At 65.3% G+C, this 18,223-nt stretch carries 16 protein-coding genes and 1 riboswitch; of the genes, 10 read left to right on the top strand and 6 right to left on the bottom strand.

Annotated features, from left to right (window positions below; all coding sequences use genetic code 11):
* Positions 1 to 29 precede the first annotated feature (29 nt).
* The 7 genes from LPA35_RS10390 to LPA35_RS10360 all read left to right on the top strand — a co-directional run bounded on the left by LPA35_RS10390 (position 30) and on the right by LPA35_RS10360 (position 9,093).
* Positions 30 to 374 carry a zinc ribbon domain-containing protein gene (locus LPA35_RS10390; protein WP_057228095.1) on the top strand — a complete coding sequence of 115 codons (345 nt, stop codon included), beginning with the start codon at positions 30 to 32 and terminating at the stop codon, positions 372 to 374.
* 15 nt (positions 375 to 389) lie between these two features.
* Positions 390 to 1,430 (top strand): aliphatic amidase, encoded by a 1,041-nt coding sequence (locus LPA35_RS10385; protein ID WP_228896921.1) that lies wholly within the window; start codon positions 390 to 392, stop codon positions 1,428 to 1,430.
* A gap of 89 nt (positions 1,431 to 1,519) precedes the next feature.
* Positions 1,520 to 2,263, top strand: a complete 744-nt coding sequence (locus tag LPA35_RS10380) for a hypothetical protein (RefSeq protein ID WP_228896920.1) — start codon at positions 1,520 to 1,522, stop codon at positions 2,261 to 2,263.
* Between the two features lie 123 nt (positions 2,264 to 2,386).
* Positions 2,387 to 4,093: an IPTL-CTERM sorting domain-containing protein gene (locus LPA35_RS10375; protein ID WP_228896919.1), complete on the top strand. Its 1,707-nt coding sequence runs from the start codon at positions 2,387 to 2,389 to the stop codon at positions 4,091 to 4,093.
* Between the two features lie 29 nt (positions 4,094 to 4,122).
* Positions 4,123 to 4,231, top strand: a riboswitch (S-adenosyl-L-homocysteine riboswitch).
* A 33-nt stretch (positions 4,232 to 4,264) separates the two neighbouring features.
* Complete coding sequence (metH, locus tag LPA35_RS10370; protein WP_228896918.1) at positions 4,265 to 7,003, top strand: methionine synthase; 2,739 nt, start codon at positions 4,265 to 4,267, stop codon at positions 7,001 to 7,003.
* Between the two features lie 504 nt (positions 7,004 to 7,507).
* Positions 7,508 to 8,575 (top strand): hypothetical protein, encoded by a 1,068-nt coding sequence (locus tag LPA35_RS10365; protein ID WP_228896917.1) that lies wholly within the window; start codon positions 7,508 to 7,510, stop codon positions 8,573 to 8,575.
* 17 nt (positions 8,576 to 8,592) lie between these two features.
* Complete coding sequence (locus tag LPA35_RS10360) at positions 8,593 to 9,093, top strand: hypothetical protein (protein WP_228896916.1); 501 nt, start codon at positions 8,593 to 8,595, stop codon at positions 9,091 to 9,093.
* Between the two features lie 91 nt (positions 9,094 to 9,184).
* On the opposite strand, the gene LPA35_RS10355 is transcribed toward LPA35_RS10360, so the two are convergent.
* Together LPA35_RS10355 and LPA35_RS10350 are read right to left on the bottom strand one after the other, a co-directional pair.
* Positions 9,185 to 9,781, bottom strand: a complete 597-nt coding sequence (locus LPA35_RS10355; RefSeq protein ID WP_121507910.1) for a shikimate kinase — start codon at positions 9,779 to 9,781, stop codon at positions 9,185 to 9,187.
* 167 nt (positions 9,782 to 9,948) lie between these two features.
* Positions 9,949 to 11,094 (bottom strand): serine hydrolase, encoded by a 1,146-nt coding sequence (locus LPA35_RS10350; RefSeq protein WP_218301294.1) that lies wholly within the window; start codon positions 11,092 to 11,094, stop codon positions 9,949 to 9,951.
* Positions 11,095 to 11,285: 191 nt separating this feature from the next.
* On the opposite strand from LPA35_RS10350, the gene LPA35_RS10345 reads away from it, so the two are divergent.
* Together LPA35_RS10345 and LPA35_RS10340 are read left to right on the top strand one after the other, a co-directional pair.
* Positions 11,286 to 12,212: a YihY/virulence factor BrkB family protein gene (locus tag LPA35_RS10345; RefSeq protein WP_121421897.1), complete on the top strand. Its 927-nt coding sequence runs from the start codon at positions 11,286 to 11,288 to the stop codon at positions 12,210 to 12,212.
* A gap of 117 nt (positions 12,213 to 12,329) precedes the next feature.
* Complete coding sequence (locus LPA35_RS10340) at positions 12,330 to 13,142, top strand: glycine zipper 2TM domain-containing protein (RefSeq protein ID WP_228896915.1); 813 nt, start codon at positions 12,330 to 12,332, stop codon at positions 13,140 to 13,142.
* 65 nt (positions 13,143 to 13,207) lie between these two features.
* Here the strand turns inward: LPA35_RS10340 and LPA35_RS10335 are convergent, their stop codons facing one another.
* The 4 genes from LPA35_RS10335 to fdxA form a co-directional block, all read right to left on the bottom strand.
* A complete protein-coding gene (locus tag LPA35_RS10335; protein ID WP_228896914.1) occupies positions 13,208 to 14,395 on the bottom strand; it encodes an amidohydrolase family protein in 1,188 nt (395 codons plus the stop codon).
* Positions 14,396 to 14,463: 68 nt separating this feature from the next.
* Positions 14,464 to 15,183, bottom strand: coding sequence for a TetR/AcrR family transcriptional regulator (locus LPA35_RS10330; RefSeq protein ID WP_121421900.1), 720 nt, complete (start codon positions 15,181 to 15,183; stop codon positions 14,464 to 14,466).
* A 51-nt stretch (positions 15,184 to 15,234) separates the two neighbouring features.
* Positions 15,235 to 16,011: a ferredoxin--NADP reductase gene (locus LPA35_RS10325; RefSeq protein ID WP_121421901.1), complete on the bottom strand. Its 777-nt coding sequence runs from the start codon at positions 16,009 to 16,011 to the stop codon at positions 15,235 to 15,237.
* Positions 16,012 to 16,087: 76 nt separating this feature from the next.
* Positions 16,088 to 16,417 carry a ferredoxin FdxA gene (gene fdxA / locus LPA35_RS10320; protein ID WP_056057161.1) on the bottom strand — a complete coding sequence of 110 codons (330 nt, stop codon included), beginning with the start codon at positions 16,415 to 16,417 and terminating at the stop codon, positions 16,088 to 16,090.
* Between the two features lie 175 nt (positions 16,418 to 16,592).
* Here fdxA and LPA35_RS10315 point away from each other — a divergent pair, with 175 nt between their 5' ends.
* Complete coding sequence (locus LPA35_RS10315; protein ID WP_228896913.1) at positions 16,593 to 18,212, top strand: 6-hydroxynicotinate reductase; 1,620 nt, start codon at positions 16,593 to 16,595, stop codon at positions 18,210 to 18,212.
* The last annotated feature ends 11 nt before the right edge of the window (positions 18,213 to 18,223 follow it).

The following is an 18,223-nucleotide window of genomic DNA, read 5'->3' as shown; positions in this document are numbered from 1 at the left end:
CAAACACCATTGCTGCAGAAGGACCCGCCATGCCCACCTACGACTACGCCTGTGCCCAGTGTGGCGGCTTTGATGCCTTTCGCCTGCTGGCCGACCGCAACGAACCCGCTGCCTGCCCAGACTGCGGCGCAGCATCGCCGCGCGTGTTTGCCACCGCGCCGCGCCTGGCACTCATGAGCGCGTCCGCGCGCAGCGCCATCGCCACCAACGAGCGAGCGCGGCACGAGCCGCAGCGCTCGGGCGACTACGCCCGCCTCAAACACCCTGCAGGCTGTGGCTGCTGTTCGTCATCGCAAAGCCGCAAGGCCACGGTGACGGCGCCCAGCGGCGCCAAGGCGTTTCCGAGCAAACGGCCCTGGATGATTTCTCATTGATAGGGATGCTTCACCATGATTCACGGCGATATTTCAAGCAGCAAGGACACCGTCGGCGTGGCGGTGGTCAACTACAAGATGCCGCGCCTGCATACCAAGGCCGAGGTGCTGGACAACGCGCGCAAGATCGCAGACATGCTGGTGGGCATGAAGACCGGCCTGCCCGGCATGGACCTGGTGATCTTTCCGGAGTACAGCACCCACGGCATCATGTACGACGCCCAGGAGATGATGGACACGGCGGCCACCGTACCGGGTGAAGAGACCGAAATCTTCGCCGCCGCCTGCCGAAAGGCCAAGGTGTGGGGCGTCTTCTCGCTCACCGGCGAGCGCCATGAAGAGCACCCGCACAAGGTGCCCTACAACACCCTGATCCTCATGAACGACCAGGGCGAGATCGTGCAGAAGTACCGCAAGATCATGCCCTGGACCCCCATCGAAGGCTGGTACCCCGGGGACACCACCTACGTCAGCGAAGGCCCCAAGGGCCTGAAGATCAGCCTCATCATCTGCGACGATGGCAACTACCCCGAGATCTGGCGCGACTGCGCCATGAAGGGTGCCGAGTTGATCGTGCGGTGCCAGGGCTACATGTACCCCGCCAAGGAGCAGCAGATTCTGATGAGCAAGGCCATGGCCTTTGCCAACAACACGTATGTGGCCGTGGCCAATGCCGCCGGGTTTGACGGCGTATACAGCTACTTCGGCCACAGCGCCCTGATTGGCTTTGATGGCCGAACGCTCGGTGAATGCGGCGAGGAGGAATACGGCGTGCAGTACGCCGCGTTGTCGAAGAGCCTGATCCGCGACTTCCGCAAGAACGGGCAGTCCGAGAACCACCTCTTCAAGCTGCTGCACCGGGGCTACACCGGGCTGATCAACTCCGGCGGTGGGGACCAGGGTGTGGCCGCCTGCCCGTATGACTTTTACACCCGCTGGGTGACTGACCCCGAAGGTACGCGCAAGGCCGTGGAGGCCATCACGCGGCCCATGGTGGGCACCGAGGAGTGCCCGATCAAGGGTATCCCCAACCCCGACAGCGCAGACCGCTGCTGAGGCAATGGGATTCAGGGCCGTGGCCTGAGATCTTCAAACAGTGTTAACCGGCTGTGAGGCGCCCACACTGCGCCCGATAATCGGCCCCCATGCGTGGGCCGTTCCTTTCTATCCTGTGGATGTCATCGTGTGCACTGCTGTGCACCGTGCTCGCAGGCTGCGCGGCGAATGCGCCCACGCCACGCGGCGAGGTCAAGGGTGCCGCCACAACGCCCGCCGAGCTGGCCCAGTCCGACATGAACCGCGTGGCCACGCTGGCCATGCACGAGAACCTGGAGGGCTTGTTCCGCCTCATGGACAAGCTCTACCGCCGCAACCCCGCCGAATGGCGCAAAACCAGCGCCACCAGCCGCGAGCACGCGGCCGAGCAGGTGCGCACAGCCATCCTGCAGCGCCAGCCCTGGGCACCACTGCAGGGGCGGCGCGACATTGCCGCGATGGGCTTTGCGTTCGCGCCGGAGTTCACCGGGGACCGCGTGGCAGCCTTCATCCATGCCACGGCCGACATGATCATCACGGCCCATGGCGGAAAGATCGAATTCTTCTTGCTCGACGGTGTGGATGCACAGCACCTCTACAACGCCGCCCGCAATGTGGAAAGCGCCGTGTGGCTGCTGGCCCAGCGCCGCAATGCCCAGGGCCAGCCGCTGCTGCTGGCGGACGAGATCGGCCCCCAAGGCCGCAACCTGAGCTTTGAGCGCGAGTTTGGCAAGATCATCGCGCGCCTCGACCTGCTGGCTGCCCTGACCACCGAAAAGTACCGCCGCGCCGCCATCAGCTATGTGCAGGGCATTGTGGGCGGCACGTTCCTGCAGTTCCTGCCGGTGCGTTGAGAGCTATTCAACCGCTTCAAGCGCGGGACGCGCGGTCAGCGCGTGCCGCCATGCACGAAGATTCCGGGCGGAAACGTGGCGTTACACTTTGGTCACCCCTCTACTTCGAATCGGGACTTCGCCATGCTCCAACGTGTTTTTCTGTGGCTCACAGCGCTCTTGTTGGCCATGGTGGCTGCGACCGCGGCGCATGCCCAAGACGCTGACCTGTCCATCACGAAGACCGATGGTGTGGCCACGGCCGTCCCGGGCGGGTCGGTGACCTACACCATCACCGCCAGCAACGCAGGGCCGGACCCCGTCGTCGGCGCCACGATTGCGGACACCTTTCCCGCCGTGCTCACCGGCACCTGGACCTGTGTGGGCGCAGGCGGCGGTACCTGCACCGCCGCAGGCAGTGGCAACATCAACGACAGCGTCAACCTGCCAGCGGGGGGATCGGTCACCTACACGGTGAGCGCCACGATCAACGCTTCTGCGACCGGAACGCTGACCAACACCGCGACAGTGACGTCCGCCGTGAACGACCCGGTTCCCGCCAACAACAGTGCCACCGACTCCGACACGCTCACGCCACAGGCCGATCTGGCCATCACCAAGACCGATGGCGTGACCACGGCCACGCCGGGCGGATCGGTCACCTACACCATCACCGCCAGCAACGCGGGGCCATCCAATGCGCCGGGGGCCACGGTGGCGGACACCTTCCCCGCATCACTCACCGGCACCTGGACCTGCGTGGGCGCGGGTGGCGGCACCTGCACGGCAGCAGGCAGCGGCAACATCAACGACACCGTCAATCTGCCCGCCGGAGGATCGGTTACCTACACCGTCAGCGCCACGGTGAGTGCAGCGGCCACAGGGACGCTGGCCAATACCGCGACGGTGACAGCGCCGGGCGGAGTGACCGATCCCGTCCCGGGCAACAACAGTGCCACGGACTCCGACACCATCACGCCGCAGGCCGATCTGTCCATTACCAAAACGGACGGCGTGACCACGGCCATACCTGGCGGTTCAGTCACCTACACCATCACCGCCAGCAACGCGGGGCCGTCCAATGCGTCGGGGGCCACGGTGGCGGATACCTTCCCCGCAGCGCTCACCGGCACCTGGACCTGCGTGGGCGCGGGTGGCGGCACCTGCACGGCAGCGGGCAGCGGCAACATCAACGATAGCGTCAACCTGCCCGCCGGTGGATCGGTGACCTACACGGTGAGCGCAACAGTGAGTGCTGCGGCCAGCGGAACGCTGGTGAACACCGCGACGGTGACAGCGCCGGGCGGGGTGACCGACCCCAATCCGGGCAACAACAGCGCCACGGATTCCGACACCATCGCATCGCAAGCCGACCTGACCATCACCAAGACCGATGGCGTGACCACGGCCAACGCTGGCGGCTCGGTGACCTACACCATCACCGCCAGCAATGCCGGACCGTCCAACGCCCCTGGCGCGACGGTGGCAGACACCCTGCCCGCCGTGCTGACCGGCACCTGGACCTGCGTGGGCTCCGGCGGCGGCACCTGCACGGCGGCGGGCAGCGGCAGCATCAACGACGTGGTCAATCTGCCTGCGGGCGGATCGGTGACCTACACCGTCACCGCCACGGTGAGCGCGTCGGCCACAGGGACGCTGGTCAACACCGCGACGGTCGCGGCCCCGGGTGGCGTGACCGACCCTAACCCCGGCAACAACAGCGCCACCGATACCGACACCATCACGGCAGTGGCCGCGAGCGCGATTCCGTCGTTGTCCGAGTGGGCTTTGTGGCTGATGGCGGGCTTGATGCTGCTGGCCGCACTCCGGGGCCGCCGCCCAGTGCGCTGATCCCGGGCGGGCAACTTACAATCGCCCCTCGGCCCAAGGAGCGTTGCAGCGACTTGCCATGCCCGGCTTGGTGCATGGCGATTCGTCAGGCTTGGGCCCCGCGCACCCCACCGTACACCGCAACGACGCTCACCTGTTTTTCTGCTGCCCCTGCACAGGTGAGTGAGTCCTATGTCTGCTGTATCCCTGCCCCCCATGAAGCTGTCCGGTCTGGAGCCCGTCTCCATTGGCGAGGGCACCTTGTTCGTCAACATCGGCGAGCGCACCAACGTCACCGGCTCCAAGGCGTTCGCGCGCATGATCCTGAATGGCCAGTACGAAGAGGCCCTGGCCGTGGCGCGCCAGCAGGTGGAGAACGGCGCCCAGGTCATCGACATCAACATGGACGAGGCCATGCTCGACAGCAAGGCCGCCATGGTGCGCTTTCTGCAGCTCATCGCGTCCGAGCCCGACATCGCCCGCGTGCCCATCATGGTGGACAGTTCCAAGTGGGAGGTGATCGAGGCCGGTCTGCGCTGCGTGCAGGGCAAGGGCATCGTCAACTCCATCTCCATGAAGGAGGGCGTGGACAAGTTCAAGCACGAGGCGCGCCTGGTGCGCCGCTACGGCGCCGCTGCCGTGGTCATGGCGTTTGACGAAAAAGGCCAGGCCGACACCTACGAGCGCAAGATCGAAATCTGCGAACGCGCCTACCGCATCCTGGTCGATGAAGTGGGCTTCCCGCCCGAGGACATCATCTTCGACCCCAACATCTTTGCCGTAGCCACCGGCATTGAAGAGCACAACAACTACGCCGTCGATTTCATCGAGGCCACGCGCTGGATCAAGCAGAACCTGCCCGGCGCCAAGGTGTCGGGTGGGGTATCGAACGTGTCGTTCAGCTTCCGCGGCAACGACCCGGTGCGCGAAGCCATCCACACCGTGTTTCTGTACCACGCCATCAAGGCCGGCATGGACATGGGCATCGTCAACGCGGGCATGGTGGGCGTGTACGACGACCTGGAGCCCGTGCTGCGCGAGCGCGTGGAAGACGTGGTGCTCAACCGCCGCCCGGATGCTGGTGAGCGCCTGGTCGAGATCGCCGAAACCGCCAAGAGCGGCGCCAAGGACGAAAGCAAGAAGCTCGAATGGCGCGGAACGCCCGAGCACCCCAAGACCGTGGGCGAACGCCTGTCGCACGCGCTGGTGCATGGCATCACCGACTTCATCACCGAAGACACCGAAGAGGCATACCGCGAGATCCTGGCCAAGGGCGGCCGCCCGCTGCACGTGATCGAAGGCCCGCTCATGGACGGCATGAACGTGGTGGGCGATCTGTTTGGTGCGGGCAAGATGTTTTTGCCCCAGGTGGTGAAAAGCGCACGCGTGATGAAGCAGGCCGTGGCCCATCTCATCCCCTACATCGAGGAAGAAAAGCGCCAGGACGAACTGGCCGGGCGCGACGTGCGCAGCAAGGGCAAGATCGTCATCGCCACCGTGAAGGGCGACGTGCACGACATCGGCAAGAACATCGTCACCGTGGTGCTTCAGTGCAACAACTTCGAGGTGGTGAACATGGGCGTGATGGTGCCCTGCCACGAGATTTTGGCGCGCGCCAAGGTGGAGGGCGCCGACATCGTGGGCCTGTCGGGCCTGATCACCCCCAGCCTCGAAGAAATGCAGTACGTGGCGGGCGAGATGCAGAAGGACGAGCACTTCCGCATCAAGAAGATCCCGCTGCTGATCGGCGGCGCCACCACCAGCCGCGTACACACGGCCGTCAAGATCGCGCCGCACTACGAAGGTCCCGTGGTCTATGTGCCCGACGCCTCGCGCAGCGTGAGCGTGGCGCAGAGCCTGCTGGGCGACGGCGTGCAGAACTACGTGGACGAGCTCAACGCGGACTACGACAAGGTCCGCACCCAGCACGCCAACAAAAAGGCCACGCCCCTGTGGCCCCTGGCCAAGATCCGCGCCAACAAGACCCCGGTGGACTGGTCTGCCTACCAGCCCACCGTGCCGCGCGCGCTGGGCCGCCGCGTGTTCAAGAACTTCGACCTGGGCGAGCTGGCCAAGTACATCGACTGGGGCCCGTTCTTCCAGACCTGGGACCTGGCCGGCCCGTACCCCGCCATCCTCACCGACGAGATCGTGGGCGGGGAAGCCACGCGTGTGTTTGCCGATGGGCAGGCCATGCTCAAGAAGATCATCGAAGGCCGGTGGCTCACGGCCAGCGGCGTGATGGCCCTGCTGCCCGCCAACAGCGTGAACGACGACGACATCGAGTTCTACACCGACGACACCCGCACCGAAGTGGCCATGACCTGGTACGGCCTGCGCCAGCAGGCCGAAAAACACACCATCGACGGCGTGACCCGCCCCAGCCGCTGCCTGGCCGACTTTGTAGCGCCCAAGGAAAGCGGCATTGCCGACTACGCCGGCATGTTCGCCGTGACGGCGGGCCTCGGGATCGAGAAGAAGGAAAAGGCCTTCATCGACGCGCTGGACGACTACTCAGCCATCATGTTCAAGAGCCTGGCCGACCGCCTGGCCGAGGCGTTCGCCGAGGCCCTGCACCACCGCGTGCGTACCGATCTGTGGGGCTATGCAGCGGGTGAGCAGCTGAGCAACGACGACATGATTGCCGAGAAGTACCGCGGCATCCGCCCCGCGCCCGGCTACCCCGCCTGCCCGGACCACAGCGCCAAGACCGATCTGTTCCGCGTGCTGCAGGCTGGCGAGATCGGCATGTCGCTCACCGAAAGCCTGGCCATGATGCCCGCCGCCAGCGTGAGCGGCTTCTACATCGGCCACCCTGATGCCGTGTACTTCAACGTCGGCAAGATCGGCGAAGACCAGCTGCACGACATGGCCCAGCGCCGGGGCATGGATGAGAAGGTGTTGGAGCGGTTGCTGGCGCCTAATCTGTGATGCCGTTGGATGCATTTTGCTATTAATTGTGTAGCAATTTACGCTTGCAGATAAAGCGCTGGAGGCTGATTCGGCTTGATTTTGAGGACCTTGTGACAACATGTCGCACCCGTTGCCCTCGTCCTTTGTCCTGCCCGTTTCCCCTCGCCCGTTCCGGCTGGCCCTGTCCAAGCCAGGGCGTCTCCGCTGAACAGCCCCTCGACAGGCAGGGCGAAAGCTCGGGCTGCCCGATCAAGACTCCTGGCCAGACTTTCCGCTAGATCGAACGCAGGGCTCCGTCCCGAGCCCTTGGTGTGGCCGGGAGGTTCTTCTCTCTGTGGGTAGGTGTTCTTCCCAGCTAGGGAGATTCCTAGCTAGGAATCGCCTGTATAGCTATACGAAGGTAAAACCGGTTCAATCACGTTCATCCCTTATGGCTGCATCAAGTGGCAGATGCCCCAGGGGATGGCCTGAGGCCCAGTGCCCATGTGCCCAGGGATGGATCAATACCGACAGCTCTTCACCATGCAAATCACTACCAACACCAGTACTTGGGCACTGTCCGGCAGTGGCGCTGCTGCAGCGCCTACGGACCCCAGTTTGTCTCAGGAGATGGGCTTTGCCAACGAAAGCACCGCGACGTCTTTGCAATCCGGCTTGATGCTGGCGCAGGCCGATACCCTCAACCCCACCGCCAGCAGCAACACCGCGCAAAGCGCCAACTCCACGCCGTTCTGGGGGGCTGGCACCGTGCCTGCGCCCAATGCCTTGACCGCGTTGCGGAATGCCGAGCGCGACCGGACCGATCCATTGCGCCTGGGCGTGAACGAGATTTACCGCGACGCCATTACCCTGGCTGCGGATCGCACGGGCTACCCACGCGCCACGATTGCGGCCGTGATATCTGCAGAAGCGGGCCCGCTGCGCGGCAAGCGTCTGGACGATGCCACCAACCAGCGCTTTTTTGGCGAGCTGCATCCGCAGCTGGACCCCAAAGCCAAGCTGGACAAGGCAGGGGCCGCCGAGTGGAAGGCCCTGCGCCGTGAACTCTCAGCCACCTGGGACCCGCAGAGCTACAACACCACCAGCAAGGCTGGGGGCTTGACGCAATTTCTGGAAAGCACCTGGATCGAATCGGCCACCAAGCCGGGCAGCTACGTCAATGAACAGGCCAAGTCCCTGGGGCAGGTGAACGATGCCAACCAGGTGGTGGACCGGGCTGCGCTGCTGAACTTGCGCTTTGACGCCACCACCTCCATCGTGGCTGCGGCTGAGCTGGACAAGGGTTACTTCACCCAACTGAGCGCCCGCACCAACGACGATGGCACCCCTCTGGTGCCTGCCGATCTGTCCGCAGACAAGAAAGCGCAGTACATCTATCTGGTCCACCACGAGGGGGCGAATGGTGCCGCGCAAATCCTCAAAGGCACGCTGACCGATGCGCGCGCTGAAGGCCTGCTGAAAAACCACGTGGCTGATGCCGACAAGCGCCAGGCGATGATCGACGCCCACGACGGCAGTGCAGCCAAGGCTTACACGGCTTACCTGTGGCAGTACATTGAGCAGCGCATAGTGCCCGCCAACTTCCGTTGAAACGCCCGACTTCTGCCATGACTTGTTCCTTGTCCGCTCGACTTCGCTCCCTTGTACGTTTTGGTGCCGTGGCGCGCAGCGTGGCGTGTGCTGGAGCGCGAAAAGCGCTGTGGGCCGCGCTGGCACTGGCCCAGCCCGTCTGCTGGGCCCAGGCCCAGGCGCCTGCTCTTGCCGCCAGTTCGACCTTGCCAGCCAGCCGCCTGGCGGCGCAGTGGGAAGGCCCGGCCTTGGTGGGGCAGTTGCAGTTGCGACTCATCGTGTTGGATGCTGAACGCGGCGCGGTGGCGGCAGCGCTCACGGTTGGATCGCCGCAGTGCAGCGGCGGTCTGGACAGCCTGGGGCAGTGGCAACGAGGCACCTTGGTGCTCAAGCCCTACCGGCCCGAACCCGACGCTGCCGCTTGCGAGGTCCAGGTGCGGGTGGATGCCGACGGGCGCCGGGCCTGGGTGTCCGAGACGGGTTGCGGTGCCTATCGGGGCGCTGCCTGTGTGTTTGAGGGGCAGTTGCAGGCGCGGTAGGGGGGGCTGCTCGCTGCTGCAGGAGCCATGAAAATGGCGGCTAGCGCTTGCCGGTAAAGCGCAAAAAGCTATTGATTTAATAGCAATTGATTCAAGGGCGGTCGGCGTGCGGCGTGCCCGCAGAGGTTGGGGCATCGGACGCGCCGTGCGGCACTTGCTCCCCCTGTGCCCCCGCCGCCATCTCCAGCTGCATCATGATCATGTTGACCAGCGTGTGCACAGTGGGGCGGCCGGTTTCGATGACGTAGTGGGCGGTTTCGCGGTACAGGCCATCGCGCTGGGCGTACAGGTCGCGCAGCTTGTCCATGGGGTTGCCGCCTTGCAGCAGGGGGCGGGTCCGGTCGTGTTTGACGCGCCGGTAGATTTCTTCGGGCGAGGCGCGCAGGTACAGCACGTTGCCAAACTGGCGCAGGGTTTCGCGGTTCTCGGGGCGCAGCACGGCGCCGCCGCCGGTGGACAGGACCATGCCACCAGCTTGCCCGGCCACGTCGGCCAGGGCCTGCGACTCCAGGTCGCGAAAGCGGGCTTCGCCCTCGGCCTCGAAGAAGCTGCGGATGGTGGTGCCGATGGTCTGTTCCAGCCGGTGGTCCAGGTCGATAAAGGGCACCCCCGCCCGGTGGGCCAGCTGGCGGCCGATGGTGGATTTGCCGGAGCCGGGCATGCCGACCAGTGCGCAGCGGATCTGCATAGGTTCAAAAAAGAGGTCTGGGAGACGGGTATGCGTGCTGCGGGTGGAGCTGCGTCGCGTGCCGTGATTGGGCGTTGAGTGTAAGCCGGGGCCTCCGTTGCCATGCGCAGCGGTTGCAGCTGGCGCTGCCCCGGCCTGGGACGCAGCTCCTCAAGGAGGTGTGCTCATCAAAGCGCCGCGTACACCAGCGCCGGATACAGCTCGCACAGGGTGCGCAGTTGGCCCGGCGCCTGGGTGAGCAGGATGGCGAACAGGTCTTCGGCGGGGTCTACCAAAAAGAAGGTGCCGCCCAGTCCGCTCCAGCTGTAGGTGCCTGCCGAACCGGGGCTGGATGCCAGGCCGGTGGCCTTGCGCACGGCCACGCCCAGGCCAAAGCCGTAGCCTGCGGGCAGGATGTCGCCCGCTGTGGGGATACTGCCCAGGTGGTCGGCGGTCATGAAACCGACGGTGGCGCGGCTGGCCAGGCGAATGGTGTGGCCGTCCGGGCCTTGTACGGTGCCCCGGCCCAGCATCAGCTGCAAAAAGCGTGCGTAGTCGCTGGCGGTGGACACCAGCCCGCCGCCAGCGGATTCAAACGCGGGCGGGGCCGAGACATCGATCAACGCCACCTCGGCCCCGGTCTGCGGGTCGCGCGCGAACGGCTCGGCCAGGTCGGCCAAGCGGTGGGGCAGTACCGAAAACCCGGTGTCGTGCATGCCCAGGGGTTCCAGAATACGGCGTTTCAGAAGGGTGCCCAGGCTCTCGCCTTCGACCACCTCCAGTACCGCACCCAGCACATCGGTGGCGCGGCTGTATTCCCAGCAGCTGCCAGGCTGGTGCACCAGCGGCAGCGGGCCGAGCGCGGCCACCAGCTCGGCATTGCTGTGGCGCCGCGAGCCGACGCGGGCCGCCCGGTATTGGTCGGGCACCGTGCCGGCCTCCCACGCATAGCTCAGCCCGGCGGTGTGGCGCAGCAGGTCGTGCACCGTGGCTTCGCGCTGCACGGGGGCGGTGGTGCCGGTGGCTTCGTCGTACACCCGCTGGCCCGCAAACGCCGGCAGGTAGTGCGAGACAGGGTGCGACAGCAGCAGGCGGCCTTCTTCCATGAGCATCAGCGCCGCCAGCGAGGCGATGGGTTTGGTCATGGAATAGATGCGGAATACGGTGTCGGGCGCCATGGCGGGCGCGCCTGCCCCGGGCCGCTGGGCGCCCACGGCTTCGTGCAGCACCGTGCGCCCTTGGTGGTGCACCAGGGCCACTGCGCCGGGCAGCAGACCCTGGTCGACGTGGGTCTGGAGTGCGGCGCGCAGGTGGGCAAAGGCGTGGGGGTGCATGGGGCGGTGTCTCCGGGTGGATGGGTGTCGGCCCTGAGAATATCCGCGCGCGTGGGGGTTGGCGGGTCACCTGGGCAACAGGCAGGGCCACTGTTGCAGGGGGCTATGGGATCGATGTGGGATCGGGCCTACCGCAGTTGCAGCGAAACGCGGGTGGACGCGCGGGGGCTGCCGCCGTAGGCTAGCCGCATATGGCAGCACCCTCCCTGAAGCGCCGCGCACTGCGCCTTGTCAAACCCGTGTGGACCCTGCTCCAGCCTTTCTGGCGCGCCACCACGCTCTGGCTGGACGCCGACGGGCTGCGCATGAGCGCCGCCATGTCGTTCTACGGCATGCTCAGCCTGGCGCCCCTGTTGCTGTTGCTGGTGGGGGTGCTGGGCTGGTGGATGGACCGCAGCTATCTGGAAAGCAATCTCATCGCACAGGTGCAGGCTGTGATGGGGCAGCAGGTGGCCGACGTGGTGCGGCAGGCGATGGCCAGTGCGCAGGCCCCGGCCGAGGGGCGGCTGGCGTCGCTGGTGGGGTTTGTGGTGCTGGTCTCAGGCGCCACCGGGGTGTTTGTCGAGTTGCAGTCGGCGCTGGAGCACCTTTGGCGCGGCGAAGGCCCTGTGCCGCAGCGGGCCGCCTGGTGGCGCATGGCGTCGCTGCGCCTGCGGGGGCTGGCCTACGTGCTGGCGCTGGGTTTTTTGCTGCTGGTGTCGCTGGCGCTGTCCACGCTGATCCACCTGCTGGCGGGCTGGGCGGGCTCGCGCCTGGCGCTGGCGCCGCTGGCACCGGCCATGCAGCTGGTCAATGAAGTGGTGGCCTTTGGCTTTGCCGTGGCACTGTTTGTGGGCCTGATGCGCATTGGCGCCGGGGCCAAGCCGCCGCCGCGCTGCATCATGGCTGGGGCCGTGGTGGGCGCCACGCTGTTCACGGTGGGCAAGCAGCTGCTGGCCTGGTACCTGGCCACGGCGGCTGTGGTGTCGGCCTATGGCGCAGCCGGGTCGCTGGTGGTACTGCTGATGTGGATCTATTTCTCGTCGGCGGTGCTGTTGTTTTCAGCCAGCTGCGCCCGGGCTTTCCAGGAGCTGGGTGCGCTACCTGCAGCGCGGGGGCGTCTGCATGTGCCGCAATAGGCTGGTTCTTAAACAGGTTCTTACGTCCTTTACAGACGCTACGCCCGGATTTCCGGGCTGGCTGGTTACGCTGGCGGCCATTCATCCAGAGCTTTCTGGATCTTTCGGAGAAAAATCATGAGTCTTATCGTTTCGCCTTCCACCCACACTTCCGCCGTTCCTGTGGCACAGGCTGGCGCCCTTGGCGGCGCGGCCAGCCCTTCCCTCAAGTGGCTGTGGGTCGCTATCGGCGTGCTGGGCGTGAGTGTGGTGGCGCTGGGCACGACCCTGGTGGTGCAGAACGCGGGCAAGTCCGCCGCCGCCGACGCGCAACCCTTGGCCATGACGGCGCAGCCTGCGCCAGGAGCGCCAAGAGCTGAGAATTTGCAACAAAAACCGGCGCCAGCGCTTGTTGATAATAGAAATATTGCTACTAATAGAGTAGCTAATCAACCGCCCGCAGCTTCGCAAGGTTATGCCGGGCATCCCCCGCAGCAATACCAGCCACAGCAGCAGCCACCGCTGCGCACTGCCGCACAGGCCCCCCTGTGTGCTACCTGCGGCCGCGTCGAGTCGGTGCAAGCCGTGCAGCAGGCGGCCCCGGCCACAGGCGTGGGGGCGGTGGCGGGCGGTGTGTTGGGGGCCGTGGTGGGCAACCAGGTGGGCAAGGGCTCGGGCCGTACGGCCGCCACTGTGCTGGGCGCCGTGGGTGGCGGCTACGTGGGCCACAAGGTGGAAGAGCGTACGCGCACGCAGACGGTCTACCAGATCGCGGTGCGCATGGAAGACGGCTCGGTGCGCCGCTTCACCCGCGCACAGCCCACCGCCGTGGGCACGCCCGTCGTGCTGCAGGGCAAGGGCTTCCGCGTGGACGATGGCGCCGCCATGCGCGCTGAAGAACCTTACCCGCGTGCACAGCCCGGCGCGGTGCGAGTGGCGGACACGTATTGATTCGACCGCACCTCTCCCAACAGAAAGCCCGCTGATTGCGGGCTTTTTTGTGGGATAAGCGTGGGCTACAGCACCACCGGGATCTCGGTCGCGGGTGGTGTATTGCGGCTGCGCCCGCAGCGCACCAGGCCGTCGATCATCACCATGCCGATGCCCGGGATGTCGCCCAGCTGTACGCTTTCCAGCAGCGTGGCGCCAGCCGTGTGCTGGGCGCGGTCCATGAAGACGAAGTCGGCCGCGCGGCCTACCTCGATGAGGCCGCAGTTCAGGTTGCGGATGCGCGCCGTGTTGCCCGTGGCAAAGCAGAACACCAGTTCGGCGGGGATGTCGGCAAAGCTCGATATCAGCGCAATCATGCGCAGCATGCCCAGGGGCTGCACGCCCGAGCCCGCCGGGCCGTCGGTGCCCAGGATCACGCGGTGGGGACACTTGAGTTCGATGGCCGCGCGCGCGGCCTGGATGGCGATCTTCTCGTTGCCGTTGTGCACCAGTTCGATCGCGCGGGACGACTTTTCGCACAGCTCGCACACGTGCTTCCAGGGCAGGGAAGTGTGGCCGCCGTTGATGTGGCCGATCACGTCGGCATCGGCCTCCAGCACCACGTCCTTGTCGATCAGGCCCGAGCCTGGGATGGACGGCCCGCCCGTGTGGATGGTGCTTTGGATGCCGTGCTTGCGTGCCCACGCCACCATCTGCTTGGCCTCGTAGCCCGCCTTGACGGAGCCCAGGCCCACCTCGCCCAGCAGCGTCACGCCGGCATCGGCCAGGTCCTTGAAGTCCTGTTCGGTCATGCCTTTCTCGATGATCGGGGCGCCTGCAATCACCTTCACGCCCCCGGGGCGGAAGTTGTCGAACGAGCGCTGCGCGGTGATGGCCAGGGCCTTCAGGCCCACGATGTCCTTGGGGCGGCCGGGCAGGTGCACTTCACCGGCCGACACCATGGTGGTCACGCCGCCGTTCATGGTCGAGTCGATCCAACCGATCTGGTTCTGGCGCGGCGTCCAGTCTCCGAACACGGGGTGTACATGGCTGTCGATCAGGCCCGGCGCCACGCAGGTCTGGCGTGCGTCGATCACGGTGTTGGCGTGGTCGGTGTCGCAGTCCTTGTAGCGGCCCACGGCCACGATAAGGCCATCATTCACCACGATGGTGTCGGCGTCGAGGATGGGCCGGTCCAGGTCGCCCGACAACAAAAGACCGATGTTCTGGATGACGACCTTGCCCGATTTGCCGCCTGCTGCTGGTTCTGCCATGGATTCTCCTCGTGGGGTGGTGGGCGGGGCACCACGCGGCACCCCGCAGGGAAAAATCTCTAGTTGATTCAGGCCGCTGCGACCCTGCCCTTGGGCAGGCTGGGGCCGGGCGCCACAGTGCGCAGCACGCTGTCGATGACAAACGATTCCCAGTGCGCCAGCGCGTCGGGCGTCTCCAGGTCTTCGCCCAGAAAGGCCGACAGCGTGTGCCGGTTGGACATGTAGAAGTAGCCCGTGGCGGCAATCAGCAGGTACACATCGCGCGCCGACACATCCTTGCGGAACAGCCCCTGCGTCTGGCCGCTTTCGAGCACGCGGCGGATCACCTCGATGGCGGGCGACGAGTATTCACGGGCGCGCATCGACTTGGAGATGTGCTTGCCCTTGTGCAGGTTCTCAGTGTTGAGCAGCGTGATGAACTCGGGGTTCTTGCGGTAGTAGCCCACCACAAAGCGGATTACCGCCTGCAGCGCCTCCACCGGTTTGGCGGTGTCCAGGTCCAGTTTGGACTCCGCATCGTTCATGCGCCGGTAGGTTTCCTCCAGCACCTCGATGAACAGGCCTTCCTTGCTGCCGAAGTAGTAGTAAATCATCCGGTCGAAGGACTTGGCCGCTTTTGAGATTTTCTCGACGCTGCCGCCTTCGTAGCCGTAGCGGGCGAACACCTTGGTCGCCGCCTTCAGGATGTTGTCGCGCGTGGTCTGTGCGGCCTGTTCGCGCACGCCCGTCTTGCGGGCAGAGGCGGCGCGGGGGGACGCGGTCCGGGTCTTGGTGGGAGTGGCAGACATGGCGGGTCCTGGTGGATGAGGCGGGCCCCCGGTGCGGGGGCCGCCGGGGGATCACTGCTCTGCGAACGCGCGTTCGATCACGAAGTCGCCAGGCTTCGTGGTGTTGCCTTCCTTGAAGCCACGCTCTTCCATCATGTGCTTGAGGTCGCGCAGCATCTCGGGGCTGCCGCAGATCATCACGCGGTCTTCCACGGGGTTGAGCGCGGGCAGGCCCAGGTCGCGCGCCATCTGGCCGTTTTCGATGACGGTGGTCACACGGCCCTGGTGCTTGAACGGCTCGCGCGTCACGGTGGGGTAGTACTTGAGCTGCTTGGTGACCATCTCGCCCAGGAACTCATGCTGCGGCAGCTCCTGCGTGATGTAGTCGTGGTAGGCCAGCTCCTTCACCTCGCGCACGCCGTGCACCAGGATGACTTCCTCGAATTTCTCATAAGTCTCCGGGTCGCGGATCAAGCTCAGGAACGGGGCCACGCCCGTGCCGGTGGACAGCATGTACAGGCGCTTGGCGGGCAGCAGGTAGTCGATCAGCAGGGTGCCCGTGGGCTTCTTGCCGACCACGATGGTGTCGCCCACCTTGATGTGCTGCAGGCGCGAGGTCAGCGGGCCGTCGGGCACCTTGATGGACAGGAACTCCAGGTGCTCTTCGTAGTTGGGGCTCACGATGCTGTAGGCGCGCAGCAGGGGTTTGCCGTTTTCGCCACGCAGGCCAATCATCGTGAAATGCCCGTTGGAAAAGCGCAGCGCGGTGTCGCGCGTGGTGGTGAAGGAGAAAAGTCGGTCCGTCCAGTGGTGGACCGTCAGGACGCGTTCGTCAAGAAAGGCGCTCATGGTGCGTTAGATGGAAAAGTTGGAAACAAATAAGAAATCTGGCTGAAGCTGGCTCAGATTCAGGGCCCCAAGCGCTCTACAGCGCAATGTTCAGGCCTGAAAGCTTGTGGCTCACAACCCTCCATTGTTCCGCATCTGGCAAAGCCGCTTTTCTTTTGGTGATTGTTGGCAGCGTGGGCGCCAGCTTTTTGTTGAACTGCAGGAAGATTTCCATGCCCTCGGGCAGGTCGTCTTCGGCATAGATGGCGTTAGCCGGGCACTCCGGAATGCACACCGCGCAATCGATGCATTCGTCCGGGTCAATGACCAGGTATTCCGGCCCTTCCTTGAAGCAATCGACAGGGCACACATCGACGCAGTCGGTGTACTTGCACCGAATGCATGCGTCCGTCACAACGTGCGTCATTTTGGGGCTCCTCGTGCACCGTTTTTGGGGGTGCGAAAACACCATTGCAGAGTCTGGTTGATTCCGCTACATTGGCATCAAATGTAGTGTTCACAACATTTAAGTTAAGTGAATGCTACACAAAATGCAAAGCGCATACAAGCACTTGCAACAAAGCAATGAATGGGTTGCCACGATGACTGAACACACCAAGACCGATGGGCTGCCGGGCATGGATGCGCCAGATCTGCCGCAGGTGCTCGAGCGTGCCCGGCCCCGCAACGAGCGCATGAACGCGGCCAAGGTCGAGTGCAATGCGTGCCCCGTGCTGTGCCAGATCTCCGAAGGCCGCGCAGGTGCTTGCGACCGTTACGCCAACCAGGCGGGTGTGCTCGTGCGGCTGGACCCGGTGGTGTTGCTGCGCAAGACGCTGGAAACGGGCGAGGCCACGCTGGTGCCGTTTGCGGGCCGCGCCCCGGCTGCAGAAGACACCGAGATCGCAGTGGCTTCAGCACCCAAATGGAACGGCGATCTGCTGCTGTCTGAAGAGGTGTTCGTGACGGGCGTGGGCTCATCCACCACCTACCCCGACTACAAGCCAGCGCCCTTCATCGTGGGCTCCAAAACCGATGGTGTGGACATGGTCACAGTGGTCACCGAGGGCATCTTCAGCTACTGCAGCTTCAAGGTGAAGATCGACACCGATCGCTTCCTCGGCTCCGAGCAGGCCAACGTGCGTTGCAAGGGCGAGGTGGTGGGCCACGTGACCACGGCGGAATATGGCTCACAGATGCTGTCGCTCGGCGGCGTGCACCACCTCACGGGTGGCACCAAGAAGGAAGGCCGCATCACAGCTGAGATGATGCAGGCGCTGGGCAACAAGCAGGCCGTGGAGTTCACCATCGACGGCGGCTCGCAGCTCGTGATCCAGGCCGGGCGCGCACCCATCGTCAACGGTGTGGCCGAACAGCGCATGCGCGTGGGCTGCGGCTCTGCGGCCATTGGTATCTTTGCGCGCCAGTTCTTCGGCCATGCCGACGAGGTGGTGGTGGTGGACGACCACATCACCGGCGTGCTCACCGAGCATCAGGCGGGTCGCTGTCTGGACATGAAGCCCTCGGGCATCCAGATGCGCGGGCGCAAGTCCACGCCGGGCCGCTATTTTCAGGTGGCGAACCCGGGCACCGGCTGGGGTGGCACCGACATTGCCGACCCGCTGTCCATCATCGAGGGCTGGGACGAATCCGTCGCCTGGCAGGGGTTGCGCCTCTTGATGACCTCCACCACGGGGGAGCACGCATCCTGGTACGTGCTGGACGAGCAACTGAATCCGGTGGAAGCCGAGATGCCCGTCGAGGTGCGCCGCATCGTGGACCGCATCGGCGAAAACTGCGAGCCTTCGCTGGCGTCAGTGTTGTTCCTCGGCGGTGCGGGCGGCAGCCTGCGCGCAGGGGTCACCGAGAACCCGGTGCTGCTCACGCGCTCCATCAAGAAAGCGCTGGTCAATGTGACCAGTGGCGGTGCCCCCGCCTATGTGTGGCCGGGCGGCGGTATCACCGTGATGGCCGACGTGCTGCGCATGCCGGACAACAGCTTTGGCACTGTGCCCACGCCCGCCATCGTGGCACCCATCGAGTTCAGCATGCGCCGCGCGGACTACGAAGCGCTTGGCGGGCACACCGAACAAATTCGCAGCCTGCGCGAAGTACTGGAGCGCGGTGCGTGGCACAACGACGGTGCGCCGCAGGCGCGCGTGTGGCAGACCTTGCCCGCGGCCAATCCGTGGCCGCTGGGCCGCCCACCCCTGCTAGGCTGAGTGAGCCGTGC

It is taken from the genome of Acidovorax sp. Leaf73 (assembly GCF_916855635.1).
Classification (GTDB): Bacteria; Pseudomonadota; Gammaproteobacteria; order Burkholderiales; family Burkholderiaceae_C; genus Acidovorax; species Acidovorax facilis.
Note: the sequence above shows the minus strand (reverse complement) of the source record. Positions and strands in the feature narration are given on the sequence as shown.

Excerpts from the sequence above, each read along its gene's own strand:
- LPA35_RS10390 (WP_057228095.1), top strand. The coding sequence starts at position 30 with ATGCCCACCTACGACTACGCCTGTGCCCAGTGTGGCGGCTTTGATGCC.
- LPA35_RS10385 (WP_228896921.1), top strand. The coding sequence starts at position 390 with ATGATTCACGGCGATATTTCAAGCAGCAAGGACACCGTCGGCGTGGCG.
- LPA35_RS10380 (WP_228896920.1), top strand. The coding sequence starts at position 1,520 with ATGCGTGGGCCGTTCCTTTCTATCCTGTGGATGTCATCGTGTGCACTG.
- LPA35_RS10375 (WP_228896919.1), top strand. The coding sequence starts at position 2,387 with ATGCTCCAACGTGTTTTTCTGTGGCTCACAGCGCTCTTGTTGGCCATG.
- metH (WP_228896918.1), top strand. The coding sequence starts at position 4,265 with ATGTCTGCTGTATCCCTGCCCCCCATGAAGCTGTCCGGTCTGGAGCCC.
- LPA35_RS10365 (WP_228896917.1), top strand. The coding sequence starts at position 7,508 with ATGCAAATCACTACCAACACCAGTACTTGGGCACTGTCCGGCAGTGGC.
- LPA35_RS10360 (WP_228896916.1), top strand. The coding sequence starts at position 8,593 with ATGACTTGTTCCTTGTCCGCTCGACTTCGCTCCCTTGTACGTTTTGGT.
- LPA35_RS10355 (WP_121507910.1), bottom strand. The coding sequence starts at position 9,781 with ATGCAGATCCGCTGCGCACTGGTCGGCATGCCCGGCTCCGGCAAATCC.
- LPA35_RS10350 (WP_218301294.1), bottom strand. The coding sequence starts at position 11,094 with ATGCACCCCCACGCCTTTGCCCACCTGCGCGCCGCACTCCAGACCCAC.
- LPA35_RS10345 (WP_121421897.1), top strand. The coding sequence starts at position 11,286 with ATGGCAGCACCCTCCCTGAAGCGCCGCGCACTGCGCCTTGTCAAACCC.
- LPA35_RS10340 (WP_228896915.1), top strand. The coding sequence starts at position 12,330 with ATGAGTCTTATCGTTTCGCCTTCCACCCACACTTCCGCCGTTCCTGTG.
- LPA35_RS10335 (WP_228896914.1), bottom strand. The coding sequence starts at position 14,395 with ATGGCAGAACCAGCAGCAGGCGGCAAATCGGGCAAGGTCGTCATCCAG.
- LPA35_RS10330 (WP_121421900.1), bottom strand. The coding sequence starts at position 15,183 with ATGTCTGCCACTCCCACCAAGACCCGGACCGCGTCCCCCCGCGCCGCC.
- LPA35_RS10325 (WP_121421901.1), bottom strand. The coding sequence starts at position 16,011 with ATGAGCGCCTTTCTTGACGAACGCGTCCTGACGGTCCACCACTGGACG.
- fdxA (WP_056057161.1), bottom strand. The coding sequence starts at position 16,417 with ATGACGCACGTTGTGACGGACGCATGCATTCGGTGCAAGTACACCGAC.
- LPA35_RS10315 (WP_228896913.1), top strand. The coding sequence starts at position 16,593 with ATGACTGAACACACCAAGACCGATGGGCTGCCGGGCATGGATGCGCCA.